The following is a 15,300-nucleotide window of genomic DNA, read 5'->3' as shown; positions in this document are numbered from 1 at the left end:
GGTGTCGGTGGGCGGTGTCAGTGGGCGACGGCGGCGGCGCCGTGCTCGTCGACGAGCGCACCGCTGACGAAGCGGTCGAGGGCGAAGGGGGCCACGTAGGGGTGCGGCTCGCCGGTCGCGATGGTGTGCGCCATGCACCAGCCGATGCCGGGCGTGGCCTTGAAGCCGCCGGTCCCCCAGCCGCAGTTGAGGACGACGTTGTCGTACGGCGTGCGGCCGATCACCGGGGAGGCGTCGGGGCTGACGTCGACGATGCCGCCCCAGGAGCGCAGCAGGTGCGCGCGGGCGAACACCGGGAACAGCTCGACGGCGGCGGCCATCTGCCGCTCGATGACGTGGAAGGCGCCCCGCTGGCCGTAGCCGTTGTAGGAGTCGACGCCGGCCCCCATGACCAGCTCGCCCTTGTGCGCCTGGGAGACGTACACGTGCACGGCGTTGGACATGACGATCGTCGGGTGCACCGGCTCGAGGAGCTCGGACACCAGCGCCTGCAGCGGGTGGCTCTGCAGCGGCACCCGGAAGCCCAGCATGTCGGTGAGCACCGAGGTGTGCCCCGCGGCGCACAGCGCGACCGTGCCGGCGGCGATCGTGCCGCGGGTGGTGTGCACCCCGGTGACCCGGTCGCCGTCGGTGGTGAACCCGGTGACCTCGCAGTCCTGGACGAGGTCGATGCCGGCCTCGTCGGCGCGGCGGGCGAAGCCCCACGCGACGTAGTCGTGCTTGGCGATGCCCGCGCGCGGCTGGTAGGTCGCCCCGAGCACCGGGTAGCGGATGTCGGCCGAGGTGTTGACGATCGGGCAGATCTTGGCGACCTCGTCGGGCTCGACCCACTCCGCGTCGATGCCGTTGAGCTTGTTGGCCTCCACCCGGCGCACGCTGTCGCGGACGTCCTGCAGCGTGTGCGCGAGGTTGAGCACGCCGCGCTGGCTGAACAGGATCGGGTAGCCGAGGTCCTCCTCCAGCCCCTCCCACAGCTTCAGGGCGTGCTCGTAGATGGCCGCGCTCTCGTCCCACAGGTAGTTGGACCGGATCAGCGTGGTGTTGCGGGCCATGTTCCCGCCGGCCAGCCAGCCCTTCTCCAGCACCGCGACGTTCGTGATCCCGTGGTTCTTCGCCAAGTAGTGCGCGGTGGCCAGGCCGTGCCCGCCGCCACCGACGATCACGACGTCGTAGGAGCGCTTCGGCTCCGGGTTGCGCCAGAGGAAGTCGGGGTGCTCGGGCAGGTCGGAGCCCGGGGTGCGGGGGCTCACCGGGACACCCCGGCCGTCTCGGGGTAGAGCGGGTGGCGCTCGGCCAGCCGGGTGACCCGCTCGCGCAGCCGGGCCAGCCGCCCCTCCCCCACCGTGGGCCGCAGGGCGCCGGCGATGACGTCGGCGACCTCGGCGAAGTCCTCGGCGTCGAAGCCGCGGGCGGCCAGCGCCGGGGTGCCGATGCGGACACCGGAACTGACCATGGGCGGCCGCGGGTCGAACGGGACGGCGTTGCGGTTGACCGTGATGCCGATCGAGTGCAGCCGGTCCTCGGCCTGCCGGCCGTCGAGCGGCGACTCGCGCAGGTCGACCAGGACGAGGTGGACGTCGGTACCGCCACTGACGACGCTGACGCCGGCCTCCCGGCAGTCGGCGGCGAGCAGCCGCTCGGCCAGGGTGCGGGCGCCGGCGAGGGTGCGCTCCTGCCGCTCGCGGAAGGCCGGCTCGGCGGCCAGCTTGAACGCCACCGCCTTGGCGGCGATGACGTGCTCGAGCGGGCCGCCCTGCTGGCCGGGGAACACCGAGGAGTTGAACCGCTTGGCCAGGTCCGCGGTGGCCAGGATGACCCCGCCGCGCGGTCCGCCGAGGGTCTTGTGGGTGGTGGAGGTGACCACGTGCGCGTGCGGCACCGGGGAGGGGTGCAGGCCCGCGGCGACCAGACCGGCGAAGTGCGCCATGTCGACCATGAGGTGGGCGCCCACCTCGTCGGCGATGCGCCGGAACCCCGCGAAGTCGAGGTGGCGCGGGTAGGCCGACCAGCCGGCGACGATGAGCTTGGGCCGCCGCTCGCGGGCCAGCCGCTCGACCTCGGCCATGTCGACCCGGTGGCTGTGCCGGTCGACGTGGTAGGCGGCGACGTCGTAGAGCTTGCCGGAGAAGTTCAGCCGCATCCCGTGGGTCAGGTGACCGCCGTGGGCGAGGTCCAGGCCGAGGATGGTGTCGCCCGGCTCGAGCAGCGCGGCCATCACCGCGGCGTTGGCCTGGGCGCCGGAGTGCGGCTGCACGTTGGCGTACTCGGCGCCGAACAGCGCCGTCAGCCGGTCGATGGCCAGCTGCTCGACGACGTCGACGTGCTCGCAGCCGCCGTAGTAGCGCCGGCCCGGGTACCCCTCGGCGTACTTGTTGGTCAGCACCGAGCCCTGCGCCTGCATCACGGCGACGGGGGCGCAGTTCTCGCTGGCGATCATCTCCAGCGTCGTCTGCTGGCGGCGCAGCTCGGCGTCGATCGCGGCGGCCACCTCGGGGTCGGCCTCGGCGAGCGGCCGGGTGAGCACCGGGTCGGCGACGGCCGGGGCCGCGGTGGCCTCGACGAGGTCCCGATCGGCTAGCACGGACATGCGGATCCCCTCTGGCTGACCAGGTCCTTGCGACTGGTATATCAGTGGTCGACACAGTAGGTCGCGGTCCGGCGTCGGTCAAGGGACCCGTTCCCCGCAGCAGGGCACCTCCCGCCGTCCGCCACGCCTCGTCCTCCCCTCCGGTCACACCCGTCCGGCCCGTCCCGGCGAGACCGCTCCGCTGCCGCAGGATGGCGGTGACATCACGAGCTCACGGGGGAGCTGCTCATGCCGTCGCTGTCCGACCCTGCCGTCCAGGCCGTCCTGCGCCACCACGCGGAGCGGTTCCCGGACACGCCGATGCGGTCGATCGTGGCCAGGGCCGTCGCCCTCGGCTTCGACGTCGTCCCGCCGGAGGGCGGCGTCACCCACCTGCAGCTGATGTCCACCCCGCCGTCGGGTCGCCCGGTCACCCTCCGGGTCGACGGCACGGGCCTCTCGTCGGGGGACGCGACCGACCGCCCCTTCGCCACCTCCCTGCCCGGAGCGGTCGAGACGACGGTCGACGTGCAGTTCCCGTTCGCCGGCGCGGACCCGGTCGAGGTGCTCGTCGCCTTCTCCGACCACGCACAGCACGCGGCGGCGGCCCCGCCGTCCCCTCCCGGCCCGGTCCCGGCCGGACCACCGTCACCCGCGCCGGGTCCCGTGCCCACCGGGAGACGAGGCCGGCTCGTCCTCGGCGGAACGGCGGCCGTCGTGCTGCTGCTCGTGGTCGCCGGCACCGTCAGCGGCGGGGTCGGCGGCGGACTGGTGATGGCCGGCCTCGTCGCCCTGCTCGTCGGCCTCGGCGCCGTGCTGGCCGGCCGGGCGCGGTGGGTGTTCATCGCCTCACGCCGAGCGGGTGGCCTCGTGGTGGCCGCCGGGGTGGTCGCCCTCCTGGTCGGCGGCACGACCCTGCCGAGGACCGAGCCGACCGCCGCCTCCTCGACGGCGACCGGCACGCCCGCGCCCGCGACCGACGCCGCGTCGGCCGCCGCTGCCTCGTCCGCCGCTGCCTCGTCCGCCGCTGCCTCGTCCGCGGCGGACGAGGCAGCCGAGGCCGCGGTCGCCGAGGTCGAGACCGACGAGTCGGCGGTGCCGGCCGTCGACGCCGCCACGGGATCGCTGTCCGACGGCGCCGCCCAGGACGCCGTCGACCACGCCGCCCCGACCTCGGCCCTGCGTGCACTGGCCGCCGTCCCGGTGCAGGGCCGCGCGCCGCGCACCGGCTACGACCGCGACCGGTTCGGGAGCGGCTGGGTCGACACCGACCGCAACGGCTGCGACACCCGCAACGACGTCCTGGCCCGCGACCTCACCGGCGAGACGTTCAAGCCCGGCACCCACGACTGCGTCGTCCTCGCCGGCTCTCTGGCCGATCCCTACTCGGCCCGCACGATCGCCTTCCGTCGCGGGCAGGGCACCAGCGAGGCGGTGCAGATCGACCACGTGGTGGCGCTGTCCGACGCCTGGCAGAAGGGCGCCCGGCGGTGGGACGCGGCCCGCCGCACCGCCTTCGCCAACGACCCGCTCAACCTGCTCGCCGTCGACGGCCCGCTCAACGCGCAGAAGGGGGACGGCGACGCGGCGACCTGGCTGCCGCCGAACCGCTCCTACCGCTGCGCCTACGTCGCCCGCCAGGTCGCCGTCAAGCTCACCTACGGCCTGTGGATGACCGCCGCCGAGCGCACCGCGACCGCCACGGTGCTCACCACCTGCCCGGACGAGCCGCTGCCCGGCGGTGTGGTGGCCGACCTGCCCGACGAGCCGGTGGCCCGGTCGGCGGCCACGTCCAGCGCCGCGCCACGGGCGACCTCCGCGCCCACGGCGTCACGGCCCGTCCCGGTCCCCGCCCCCGCGCCGGCTCCTGCCCCGGCACCTCGCCCGGCTCCTCGCCCGGCACCGGCCCCGGCTCCCGCGCCAGCACCTGCCCCCGCACCGGCACCCGCACCCGCACCTGCCCCCGCACCGGCACCGGCACCCGCACCGGCCCCCGCACCGGCACCGGCACCCGCACCGGCGGCCACCTACGCGAACTGCACCGAGGCCCGTGCTGCGGGCGTGACTCCGCTGTACGCCGGCCAGCCCGGCTACAGCTCGCGGCTGGATCGTGACGGGGACGGCGTCGCGTGCGAGTGAGCACCGCCCCGGGGGTGCGGGCACCGAGGTGGTGCGCCGCCGGGTCGTGGTCCATCGGTCACCCGCCGGAGTGAGTGCTGCTCGGCGCCGGGGAGGAGCGCTCCGCGGGAGGGCGCGCAACCGGGCCGCACCTCCCGCCGTCGCACCTGCGGGCACACCGCCACGCCGCCACCACGACGTCATGGCGCCCCCCACCTGCCACGGAGCCGTCCGGGCCGCTAGGGTCGTCGCGTCGGGAAGGCCCTGCGCTCTGGCAGGACCCCGATGCACCATCGCAGCTAGGAGCGAGCGCAATGCCCGAAGGAACTGTCAAGTGGTTCAACGCGGAGAAGGGGTTCGGTTTCGCCACCCCTGACGGTGGCGGACCGGATGTGTTCGTCCACTACTCGGCCATCCAGACCAGCGGGTACCGCTCGCTCGACGAAGGCCAGCGGATCTCGTTCGACGTCGAGCAGGGCCAGAAGGGCCCGCAGGCGGCGAACGTCACCCCGCTCTGATCCGCTAGATCAGCACAGCGCCCCCGTCCGGTCCGCCGGGCGGGGGCGCTGTCGTGTCCGGGGTCGGCCGAGGGGACGAGCACGGGCGCGCACGCCCCGTCCCGGCCGGGGAACGGGGCGCCGGCGCACCCGCTCAGCGCGCCCGGGGGACGTAGCCGCCGACGAGCGCCTGCATGAGCAGCGCACCCGCGTCCGGCCCCACCGCCCGCGCGGCGTCGGCGAAGGCCCGCCAGCGCTGCCGCTCGACGTCGGTCGGCGCCTTCTCCGCCCGGGTGGCCGCCTGCTCGAGGAGCCGCTCCCACTCCCCCTGCGGCGTCGGCCAGAGCCCGGCCAGCCGACGGGCCTCGGCAGAGATCCCGGTGATGCGGACGATCTCGCCGGCGTGGTTGGTCAGCGGCTCGACGTAGCCGGCGGCCGCGAGCGCCTTGGCCGCGGCGACGACGTCGGCCTTCGGCAGCCCGCTGCCGGGCACGACGGAGCCCAGGAGGTACGGCGCCCCGCCGTGCCGCGGCTCGTCGACCAGCCGGGCGATCGCGCGCAGCACGGGCAGGTCGCGGGTGTACCAGGTGTCGGGCAGGGGCGAGGTCACGCCGTCCAGTCTCCCCGGGGCGCACGGGGAGGCCGCACCATCCGGGGTCCCGCGCGGCGGGACGGGAATCCGCCCGCGGCGCGGCTCGTTCGTCCGGTCATGACCACGTCCGCACAGCAGCCGAAGGTGACGAGGACCGACGAGGAGTGGCGGGCCCGGCTCTCGCCGGAGGAGTACGCCGTCCTGCGGCAGGCCGGCACCGAGCGCCCGTGGACCGGTGAGTACGTCGACACCAAGACCGTCGGCGTGTACACCTGCCGGGCCTGCGGCGCCGAGCTGTTCCGCTCGGAGACGAAGTTCGACTCGCACTGCGGCTGGCCGTCGTTCTACGAGCCGTCGGCCGCCGACCACGTGGTGCTCCGCGAGGACCGCAGCCACGGGATGATCCGCACCGAGGTCCTCTGCGCCACCTGCCACAGCCACCTCGGCCACCTCTTCGACGACGCGCCGCAGACGCCGACCGGCGACCGCTACTGCATCAACAGCGTCTCCATCCACCTGGAGCCCGCCGAGGGCTGAGCCCTCCCCGATGGGGGCGCCGCAGCGGCGTACTCACGACATCCTCCCTCACCGCAGCGCGTCCTCCCTCACCGTGGGCGGTCAGGGAGGACACGCGATGATCAGGTCACCTGATCATCGCGCCGCCCCACCTCAGGGCAGGTCGCGCACCAGCTCGGCGACCGGCTTGCGGGTGCCGGTGTAGAAGGGCACCTCCTCGCGCACGTGCCGGCGGGCGCGGCTGGCCCGCAGGTCGCGCATCAGGTCGACGATGCGGTGCAGCTCGTCGGCCTCGAAGGCGAGCATCCACTCGTAGTCGCCCAGCCCGAACGAGGCGACGGTGTTGGCCCGGACGTCCGGGTAGGGCCGCGCCTGCATGCCGTGCTCCTTGAGCATGTCCCGCCGCTCCTCGTCGGGCAGCAGATACCACTCGTAGGAGCGCACGAACGGGTAGACGCACAGGTAGCGGCGCGGCTCCTCGTCGGCCAGGAACGCCGGGATGTGGCTGCGGTTGAACTCGGCCGGCCGGTGCAGGGCCATCTGCGACCACACCGGCTCCAGGTGCCGGCCCAGGGCCGTGCGGCGCAGCCGGGTGTAGGCCTCCTGCAGCGCGTCGGGCGACTCGGCGTGCCACCAGACCATCACGTCGGCGTCGGCCCGCAGGCCCGAGACGTCGTAGGTCCCGCGGACGACGACGCCCTTGCCGGCCAGCTCCTCGAACAGCCCGGCGACCTCGTCGGCGGCGGCGGTGCGCTGGTCGTCCCCCAGCGGCGAGGCCAGCTTGAACACCGACCACATCGTGTAGCGGACGAGGGCGTTGAGCTCGTTCGCCCGCTTGCCGATGCTCTTCGACCCGGTCGGCGTCTCGGTCTGCTCGCTCATGGGTCCATCATCCCGCGCCCGGGTGCGCACCGTCGGCCCGGGAACCGTGCGGTCGTGCACACCCCGGGGTCGGAGCCGCGCGCGGCCGGTCAGGCCAGCGCGTCGACCGCCCGGCGGGCGCTGCGGATGCAGGCGGGCACGCCGACGCCGTCGTAGGCGGCTCCGGCCACGGCCAGACCGGGCACCGCGGCGACGGCGTCCCGGACGGCCACCACCCGCTGCGGGTGGCCGACCAGGTACTGCGGCAACCCGCCGCCCCAGCGCACGAGGTGGGCCTCGACCGGCTCGCGGCGCTCGAGGTCGAGCAGGTCGGCGACGTCGGCCACCACCGCGGCGGTGAGGTCGTCGTCGTCACACTGCAGCTGCACCTCGTCGCCGTAGCGGCCCACCGAGGCGCGCACCCGCAGCAGGCCACCGCCGGACAGGTGCGGCCACTTCGACGAGGAGACGGTGACGCCCTTGACCAGCCGCCCGGTCACCGGCGGCACGAGCAGGCCGGAGCCGGCGGCCACCGGCTGCGCGGGGAAGGCCATCGCCACGACCGCCATCGACGCGTACGGGATCCCGCGCAGCGGCTCGACGGCGCCCGGCGCCACCCCGGCGAGCAGCCGCGCCGACTTCCCGGCCGGTGCGGCGACGACGACGGCGTCGGCCTCGAGCACCTCCGGCGCGGCGAGCGGGCCGACGGCGACCTCCAGCCGCCCGTGCGCCCGGCGGATCGCGTGCGCCGGCGTCCGCAGCCGGACCTGCGCGCCGGACGCCTCCACCAGCGCCTCCGGCAGCGCGCCCAGTCCGCCGTCGACGGTGACGAACACCGGCCCGTCGGCGTCCCCCCGGCTGCGCGCACCGGCGTCCCGGGCGGCGACGGCGGCGGCCAGCACCGAGTCGGTGCGGGCCAGCTGGGCGGCCAGCGCCGGCATGGTCGCGGCCAGCGAGAGGTCGTCGGGACGCCCGGCGTAGACCCCGCCGAGCAGCGGTTCGACCAGGCGGTCGACCACCTCGTCGCCGAGCCGCTCGCGCAGCAGCGCACCGACCGACACGTCGCCGTCCAGCCGCAGCGGCGGCAGGCCGACCTCGGCCCGCACCCGCTCGACGCCGTCGGGGGTGAGCACCCCGGCCAGCCCGTCGGCCGACGTCGGGACGCCCTGCACGGTGCCCGGCGGGAGCGGGTGGCGCCCGTCGGGCAGCACGATCGAGGCCTGCGTCGTCGCCGGCGCGACCAGCCGATCGCCGAGCCCCAGCGCCTCGACCAGCTCGACCGCCTCGGGCACCCGGGCGAGCACGGCCTCCGGCCCGGTGTCGTACCACTGCCCGGCCAGCTCGAGCCGGTCGATCTTGCCGCCCACCCGGCCGCCGGCCTCCAGGACGACGACCTCGTCCCCGGGACGGCGACGGCGCCACTCGAACGCGGCGGTCAGCCCGGCGATCCCGGCGCCGACCACGACGAGCCGGGCCGCTGGGGCGGTGCGGGCTCGGGACATCACCGCGCCGACAGCTCGTGCACCAGGTCGACGACGTGGGTCAGGGCACCGGGGTCGGTCTCGGGCAGCACCCCGTGGCCGAGGTTGAACACGTGCCCGCGGGCGGCCCGGCCCTCCTCGACGACCCGGCGGACCTCGCGGTCGACGGTCGCCCGGTCGGCCAGCAGGACGGCGGGGTCGAGGTTGCCCTGCAGCGAGCGGCCCGGGCCCACCCGGCGGGCGGCCTCGTCCAGCGGCACCCGCCAGTCGACGCCGACCACGTCGGCGCCGGCGTCACCGATCAGCGCGAGCAGCTCGCCGGTGCCGACGCCGAAGTGGATGCGCGGCACGTCGCGGTCGCCCAGCCAGTCGAACACCGCGCGCGAGTGCGGCAGCACCCGGGTGCCGTAGTCGGCGGCCGACAGCACGCCGGCCCAGGAGTCGAACAGCTGCACCGCCGAGGCGCCGTTGTCGACCTGCACCCGCAGGAAGGTGGCGGCCGAGACCGCCAGCCGGTCCAGCAGCCGGGTCCAGGCCTCCGGCTCGGCGTACATGAAGGCCTTGGTGCGGGCGTGCTCCTTCGACGGGCCGCCCTCGATGAGGTAGGTGGCCAGCGTGAACGGCGCCCCGGCGAAGCCGATCAGCGGTGTGGGACCGAGCTCGGCGACCAGCCGGCGGACCGCCGTCGCGAGGAAGTCCAGCCGGTCGGGCTCCAGGCCGGGCAGCGCGTCGACGTCGGCGACCGTGCGCACCGGGTCGGCCACGACCGGCCCCACCCCGGGCTTGATCTCGATGTCCACCCCGGCCACGACCAGCGGCAGCACGATGTCGGAGAAGAGGATCGCCGCGTCGACGCCGTGCCGCCGGACCGGCTGCAGGGTGATCTCGGTGACCAGGTCGGGGTCCTGACAGGCCTGCAGCATCGCCGTCCCGGCGCGCAGGGCCCGGTACTCCGGCAGCGACCGGCCGGCCTGGCGCATGAACCACACCGGCGTCCGGCCGACCGGCAGGCCGCGCGCGGCCCGCACGAGGTCCGAGTCGGCGGGGGACGGAGCGGGGGTGGCAGCGGCGGTCACGACGGTCCATCCTCCCAGACCAGGCAGGACCCGGCCGCCGAGCGGGCACGACGGCTGCGGCGCGTCGGCGACAGACAGGGCCCGGGGCCCCTACCCTGCGAGCGTGGAGCCACGCAGCCTGGGCGGTCCGCAGGACGCCACCGGCGCCCGGGCGGTCGACGACCGTCCGGAGGAGTTCGTGGCCGCCCTCGACTCGCTGGCCTCGCTGCGCGTGCGACCCGAGATCGTCGTCGAGCAGATCCCCGCCCCGCAACGGCTGGCGCCCTTCGCCCACGCCCTCGGCGCCCGCATCACCGAGCTCGACGGCGAGGAGGAGGTCGAGGTCGCCAGCGGCCGCTTCATCGTCCTGTTCGACCCGGCAGGCCACGAGGCGTGGGCGGGCACCACCCGCTGCGTCGGCTACCTCTCGGCCGCGACCGACGAGCACATGGTCGACGACGCGATGTTCTCCGAGGTCGCCTGGAGCTGGCTGACCGAGGCTCTCGCCTCGTGCGGCGCGACCTGCCACGCCCTCGGCGGCACCGTCACCCGCACCGCCTCCACCCGATTCGGCGACCTGGCCGGCCCCGAGCACTCGGTCGACGTCGAGATCCGCGCCTCCTGGACGGCGGAGGACACCGCGCTCGGCCGGCACCTCGATGCCTGGCTGGAGGTCCTCGGCAACGCCGCGGGGCTCCCGCCGCCGGGGGTGGCCATGCTGGGCCCCTCCGGCCCGGTGGACGGCGGCAACTAGGATCAGGGCAGCGGGGGCACTCCCCCGGCTCCGCGCCGGACGGCTGGTCCCGCCGGGAGGCCGAGGACCGGCCGCGGACGCACGGACGACACGGGGCGAGAAGGTGGACGGCAACTGAGCACCGAGCCCCAGCCCGACCTCACGCCGGGGGACACCGTCCCGGACGACGTCGCGACCCCGGTCCCCCTGCTCGCCCCCCGCGACGGGCTCCCCCCGGTCATCGACACCCCCGCCGCGCTGGCGGAGTACGCCGAGGCCCTGCGCGCCGGCAGCGGCCCGGTCGCCGTCGACGCCGAGCGCGCCTCGGGCTACCGCTACGGCCAGCGCGCCTACCTGGTGCAGCTGCGCCGCGCCGGCGCCGGCACCGGACTGGTCGACCCGATCCCGCTGCCGGACCTCTCCGTCGTGCAGGCCGCGATCGCCGACGACGAGTGGGTGCTGCACGCGGCCAACCAGGACCTCCCCTGCCTGGCCGAGATCGGCCTGGTGCCGACGCGGGTCTTCGACACCGAGCTGGCCGCGCGGCTGGCCGGGCTGCCGCGGGTGGGCCTCGGCGCCGTCGTCGAGTCGCTGCTGGGGTTCTCCCTGCAGAAGGGCCACTCGGCCGCCGACTGGAGCACCCGACCCCTGCCGGAGGAGTGGCTGGTCTACGCCGCGCTCGACGTCGAGGTGCTCGTCGACCTCCGCGACGCGCTGGCCGGGCTCCTGGCCGAGCAGGGCAAGACCGAGTGGGCGCAGCAGGAGTTCGCCGCCGTCCTGGCCGCCGGGCCGCCCGCGCCGCGGGCCGACCCGTGGCGCCGGACCTCCGGGGTGCACGGGCTGCGCACCCGGCGCCAGCTGGGCATCCTGCGCTCGCTCTGGCAGGCCCGCGACGACCTGGCCCGCAGGCGCGACGTCGCCCCGGGCCGGGTGCTGCCCGACTCGGCGATGGTCTCCGCCGTCCAGGCCGACCCGCCGACCGAGGCCGCGCTGCTGGAGCTGCCGGTGTTCCGCGGCCGGGCCAACCGCAAGCTGGTGGGCACCTGGTTCGGCGCGCTGGCCCGCGGCCGGGCGCTGGCGGAGGCGGAGCTGCCCCTGCACAGCCGCTCGGGTGAGGGGCCGCCGCCGGTGAGCCGCTGGGCCGACCGCGACCCCGCTGCCGCCACCCGGCTGCAGGCCGCTCGCGCGGGGCTGGCCGAGCTGTCGGAGAAGCACTCGGTGCCGGTGGAGAACGTGCTCTCCCCCGACCTGGTGCGCCGGCTCACGTGGAGCCCGCCGGAGCCGCGTGACCCCGAGACGGTCGCTGCAGCGCTGCGCGCCGGCGGCGCCCGGGAGTGGCAGGTCGAGCTGACCTGCGACCTGCTCACCGACGCGGTCAACCGCGCCTGAACCCGCCAGGGGCGGCCCCGGCCACAGCCGGGACCGCCCCTGGCGAGGTGCTGGAACGGCCTCCCTGCAGGGGCCCGCGCCGAGCGGAGCGAGGCGTGGGGGGCAGGGAGGTCCTTCCTCAGTGGCCGGTGGCCGCGGCCCGCCGCCGGGCCAGCGCGTCGACGCTGGCGGCCAGCAGCAGCACGCCGCCGGTGATGATGAAGTTGAGGTACGCCTCGGTGCCCAGCAGGCCGAGCCCGTTGGCGATGATCGCCACCACCAGGCCACCCAGGACGGCGTCGCGCACCCGCCCGCGGCCGCCGAAGAGGCTGGTGCCACCGATGACCGCGGCGCCCACGGCGTAGAGCAGCGTGTTGCCGCCGCCGGACCCCGGTGCCACCGAGCCGAGCCGGGCGGCCGCGACGATGCCGCTGATCGCCGCCAGGGTCGAGCCGATGACGAACACCGCGACCCTGATCCTGGTGACGTTGATGCCGGCCCGCCGGGACGCCTCGGCGTTGCCGCCGACCGCGTAGACGTGCCGGCCGAAGCTCGTGCGGCCGAGCACGAAGGTCAGCAGCAGCAGCAGGAGCACCACGAGCGGGATGGCGTAGGGGATCCCCGCGAGCACCACACCGGCGGCCGGGGCCCGGTCGACGCTCAGCACCGCCGTGATCAGGACGACGACGGCGGCGATGACGCCGATCCGCACGAGCACCACGGCGAGCGGGGCGTGCGCAAGCCCCCTGGCCCGCTGCACGCGGAACCGGTTGAGCTGCAGCGCGGCGTAGGCGGCGATGACCAGCAGGGCCAGGACCCAGCCCAGGGCGACCGGCACGTTCCGGTCGCTGATCGCCGAGATCACCGGGTCGCGCACCGGCACCGTGCCGCCCTCGCCGATGAGCCGCAGCGTGAAGCCCTGCCAGCCCAGGAAGAGCGCGAGTGTGACGACGAACGACGGGATGCCGATCATCCCGACGAGGCTGCCGGTGAACAGGCCGATGACCACGCCGGTGACGATGGCGGCGGCCACCGAGACGTACCACGGGGCGCCGGCGTCGGCGAGCAGCTTGGCCATCACCGCGGCGCAGACGCCACTGACCACACCCGCGGACAGGTCGATCTCGCCCAGCAGCAGGATGAAGACCAGCCCCATCGCCAGGATGATGATCGGCGCCGCCTGGTCGGCCAGGTTGGCCATGTTGCGCGGCGTCAGGAACGTCTCGGGCCGCAGGGCGAAGAACAGCAGGCCGAGGGCGACGATGCCCAGGATGGCCGGCAGCGCCCCCAGGTCACCGCCCCGCACGCGGTCGACGTAGGCCCGGGCCGCCGCACCGAGGGAGTCCGCGCCGCGGTCGGCCTCGAAGCCCGACGGCGCGCCGCCGGGCTCCTGCGCGCTGGTGGGGGCGGACAACGTGCTGGACATGCTCAGACCTCCACCGCTGCGGCTTCGGCGGGTGCGATGCCCAGGTTGCCCGAGCGGCCCGCCGTGATGAGCTCGATGACCTGGGGACGGTCGACCTGGGAGATGGGGACGTCGGCCGCCATCCGCCCCAGGTACAGGGCCGCGATCCGGTCGGAGACCTCGAAGACGTCGACCATGTTGTGGCTGATGAAGACCACAGCGTGCCCGGTGTCGGCCAGCCGCCGGACCAGGTCGAGGACCTGGCGGGTCTGCGCGACGCCGAGGGCAGCGGTCGGCTCGTCGAGGACGACCAGCTTGGACTCCCACAGCACGGCCTTGGCGATGGCAACCGTCTGCCGCTGCCCACCGGAGAGGCTGGAGACCAGCTGGCGCACGGACTTGAGGGTCCGGACGGAGAGCTTGCTCAACGTGTCGCGGGCCGCCTCCTCCATCGACGTCTCGTCGAGGAGGATGCCGTTCTTGCGCTCGCGGCCGAGGAACATGTTCTGGACGACGTCGAGGTTGTCGGCCAGGGCGAGGTCCTGGTAGACGATCTCGATGCCGAGCGCCGCGGCCTCGCGGGGGCCGCTGACGGTGACCGGCCGACCCTCGAAGAGGAACTCGCCGGAGTCGATGGCGTGGATGCCGGCGATCGACTTGATGAGCGTGCTCTTGCCCGCCCCGTTGTCACCGACCAGCGCGGTGACCTGCCCGGGGTAGACCTTCATGTGCACGTCGTGCAGGACCTGGATGGCGCCGAAGCTCTTGTTGACGCCGCGGAGCTCCAGGGTGGGGGTGACGTCCTGGGGACGGTCGGTGGGTGCGGACACGCCGGGCCTCTCGGTCGCACTGGGTGGGGCGAGGTGGGGCTGGGGAGAGCGGCAGGAGCCGCCGGGGCGCCCATCATCGACGCCCCGGCGGCTGCTGACCACTAGGAGATGCCGAGCTCCTGGCACGCGCCGGCGAAGTCGCCGGTGCAGAGCTCGTCGGCGGTCACGAACTCGTCGTCGACGACGTCCTTGACGTTGTCGCGGAAGATCGAGACCGGCGTGAGCAGGACCGACGGGACCTCGCGGCCACCCTCGGTGTCCTCGACGGTGCCGGTGGTCTCGCCCTCGTCGCCGTTGATCAGCGCGGTGGCGAGCTCGGCGAGCGCGTTGGCCTCGTCGCGGACCGACTTGTAGACCGTCATGCACTGGTCACCGGCGAGGATGTTCTGCAGACCCTCGACGCTGGCGTCCTGACCGGTGACGTTGGCCTTGCCCGCGGCGTTGTTGCGCCCGAGGATCTGGATCACCGAGTTGGCCAGGCCGTCGTTGGCGGCCACGATGCCGTCGATCTTCCCGCCGTTCTGGGTGTACATCTGCTCGAAGATCGTCGCCGCCTGCTGGTTGTCCCACTCGGGCACGGCCTGCTCGGCCACCTGCGTGTACTGCGTCAGCGGGTCGAGCACCTCGTGGGCACCTGACGAGAACAGCGTGGCGTTGTTGTCGTCAGGCGAGCCGTTGAGGAAGGCGATGTTGCCCTGGGCGACCCCGTTGGACTCCAGGCACTGCTGCAGGCCCTGGCCCTGCAGCCGGCCGACCTCGGTGTTGTCGAAGGAGACGTAGTACTCGGCGGAGCCACCCAGGGTCAGCCGGTCGTAGTCGATCGTCTGGACGCCCTCCTGGGCCGCCTGCTCCTGGATCTGGGCACCCGAGGCCGAGTCGAGGTTGACGATGGCGAGGACCGTGGCGCCCTCGGTGATCATCTGCTCGGCGATCGTCGCCTGCCGCTGGGCGTCGCCCTCGGCGTTCTGGATGTCGTACTCGACACCGGCGTCCTCGAAGGCCGCCTCGAGGTAGGGGCGGTCGAAGTTCTCCCAGCGCACCGAGGACTCGGTGTCGGGGAGGATCACGCCGACCTTGCCGGCGGCCTCGCCACCGCCGCCACCGCCGCCGCCACTGCCACTGTCGCCGCCACCGCTGTCGCTGCCGCACGCAGCGAGGCTGAAGACGAGGGAGGCCGCGAGGGCCGTGAGGATGGTGCGCCGTCGCGCCATGGGTCGTCCACCGTTCTGTCGGGAATGCGCAGAAGTGCGGCGGCCAATATGCGCGCCGGGTCACAGC

Annotated in this window: 14 protein-coding genes; 5 read left to right on the top strand and 9 right to left on the bottom strand. The window is 74.8% G+C overall.

Annotation, left to right across the window (positions count from 1 at the left end; genetic code table 11):
• Positions 1-17: 17 nt before the first annotated feature.
• Both ACWIZO_RS17020 and glyA read right to left on the bottom strand, forming a co-directional pair.
• Entirely contained in the window at positions 18-1,250 is a 1,233-nt protein-coding gene (locus ACWIZO_RS17020; protein WP_448638826.1) for a sarcosine oxidase subunit beta family protein, read from the bottom strand.
• Entirely contained in the window at positions 1,247-2,587 is a 1,341-nt protein-coding gene (gene glyA, locus ACWIZO_RS17015) for a serine hydroxymethyltransferase (protein WP_448638825.1), read from the bottom strand. Before glyA ends, ACWIZO_RS17020 begins: the two co-directional genes overlap by 4 nt.
• Before the next feature lie 228 nt (positions 2,588-2,815).
• Here glyA and ACWIZO_RS17010 point away from each other — a divergent pair, with 228 nt between their 5' ends.
• Both ACWIZO_RS17010 and ACWIZO_RS17005 read left to right on the top strand, forming a co-directional pair.
• A complete protein-coding gene (locus ACWIZO_RS17010) occupies positions 2,816-4,705 on the top strand; it encodes a GmrSD restriction endonuclease domain-containing protein (RefSeq protein WP_448638824.1) in 1,890 nt (629 codons plus the stop codon).
• Between the two features lie 293 nt (positions 4,706-4,998).
• The gene (locus tag ACWIZO_RS17005; protein WP_073420333.1) at positions 4,999-5,202 is read left to right on the top strand and encodes a cold-shock protein; all 204 of its coding nucleotides are present in this window, start codon (positions 4,999-5,001) and stop codon (positions 5,200-5,202) included.
• 133 nt (positions 5,203-5,335) lie between these two features.
• On the opposite strand, the gene ACWIZO_RS17000 is transcribed toward ACWIZO_RS17005, so the two are convergent.
• Complete coding sequence (locus tag ACWIZO_RS17000) at positions 5,336-5,791, bottom strand: hypothetical protein (protein WP_448638823.1); 456 nt, start codon at positions 5,789-5,791, stop codon at positions 5,336-5,338.
• Between the two features lie 126 nt (positions 5,792-5,917).
• Between ACWIZO_RS17000 and msrB the strand changes: the two genes are divergently transcribed.
• Positions 5,918-6,310, top strand: coding sequence for a peptide-methionine (R)-S-oxide reductase MsrB (msrB, locus tag ACWIZO_RS16995; protein ID WP_448638822.1), 393 nt, complete (start codon positions 5,918-5,920; stop codon positions 6,308-6,310).
• A 132-nt stretch (positions 6,311-6,442) separates the two neighbouring features.
• Here msrB and hemQ read toward each other — a convergent pair whose 3' ends face one another.
• From hemQ to hemE, 3 genes are all read right to left on the bottom strand, one after another.
• Positions 6,443-7,171 carry a hydrogen peroxide-dependent heme synthase gene (gene hemQ / locus ACWIZO_RS16990; RefSeq protein ID WP_448638821.1) on the bottom strand — a complete coding sequence of 243 codons (729 nt, stop codon included), beginning with the start codon at positions 7,169-7,171 and terminating at the stop codon, positions 6,443-6,445.
• Positions 7,172-7,260: 89 nt separating this feature from the next.
• The gene (gene hemG, locus ACWIZO_RS16985; RefSeq protein ID WP_448638820.1) at positions 7,261-8,652 is read right to left on the bottom strand and encodes a protoporphyrinogen oxidase; all 1,392 of its coding nucleotides are present in this window, start codon (positions 8,650-8,652) and stop codon (positions 7,261-7,263) included.
• Entirely contained in the window at positions 8,652-9,707 is a 1,056-nt protein-coding gene (gene hemE / locus ACWIZO_RS16980; protein ID WP_448638819.1) for a uroporphyrinogen decarboxylase, read from the bottom strand. Before hemE ends, hemG begins: the two co-directional genes overlap by 1 nt.
• Before the next feature lie 103 nt (positions 9,708-9,810).
• Between hemE and ACWIZO_RS16975 the strand changes: the two genes are divergently transcribed.
• Both ACWIZO_RS16975 and ACWIZO_RS16970 read left to right on the top strand, forming a co-directional pair.
• The gene (locus tag ACWIZO_RS16975) at positions 9,811-10,440 is read left to right on the top strand and encodes a DUF3000 domain-containing protein (RefSeq protein ID WP_448638818.1); all 630 of its coding nucleotides are present in this window, start codon (positions 9,811-9,813) and stop codon (positions 10,438-10,440) included.
• Positions 10,441-10,554: 114 nt separating this feature from the next.
• Complete coding sequence (locus ACWIZO_RS16970; protein WP_448642968.1) at positions 10,555-11,808, top strand: HRDC domain-containing protein; 1,254 nt, start codon at positions 10,555-10,557, stop codon at positions 11,806-11,808.
• Positions 11,809-11,926: 118 nt separating this feature from the next.
• Here ACWIZO_RS16970 and ACWIZO_RS16965 read toward each other — a convergent pair whose 3' ends face one another.
• The 3 genes from ACWIZO_RS16965 to ACWIZO_RS16955 all read right to left on the bottom strand — a co-directional run bounded on the left by ACWIZO_RS16965 (position 11,927) and on the right by ACWIZO_RS16955 (position 15,233).
• On the bottom strand, positions 11,927-13,213 hold the full coding sequence (locus tag ACWIZO_RS16965) for a sugar ABC transporter permease (RefSeq protein WP_448638817.1): 1,287 nt from the start codon (positions 13,211-13,213) through the stop codon (positions 11,927-11,929).
• A 2-nt stretch (positions 13,214-13,215) separates the two neighbouring features.
• Positions 13,216-14,022 carry an ATP-binding cassette domain-containing protein gene (locus ACWIZO_RS16960; protein ID WP_448638816.1) on the bottom strand — a complete coding sequence of 269 codons (807 nt, stop codon included), beginning with the start codon at positions 14,020-14,022 and terminating at the stop codon, positions 13,216-13,218.
• Positions 14,023-14,123: 101 nt separating this feature from the next.
• Positions 14,124-15,233 carry a sugar ABC transporter substrate-binding protein gene (locus ACWIZO_RS16955; RefSeq protein WP_448638815.1) on the bottom strand — a complete coding sequence of 370 codons (1,110 nt, stop codon included), beginning with the start codon at positions 15,231-15,233 and terminating at the stop codon, positions 14,124-14,126.
• Positions 15,234-15,300 lie beyond the last annotated feature (67 nt).

It is taken from the genome of Geodermatophilus sp. URMC 63 (genome assembly GCF_053502565.1).
Note: the sequence above shows the minus strand (reverse complement) of the source record. Positions and strands in the feature narration are given on the sequence as shown.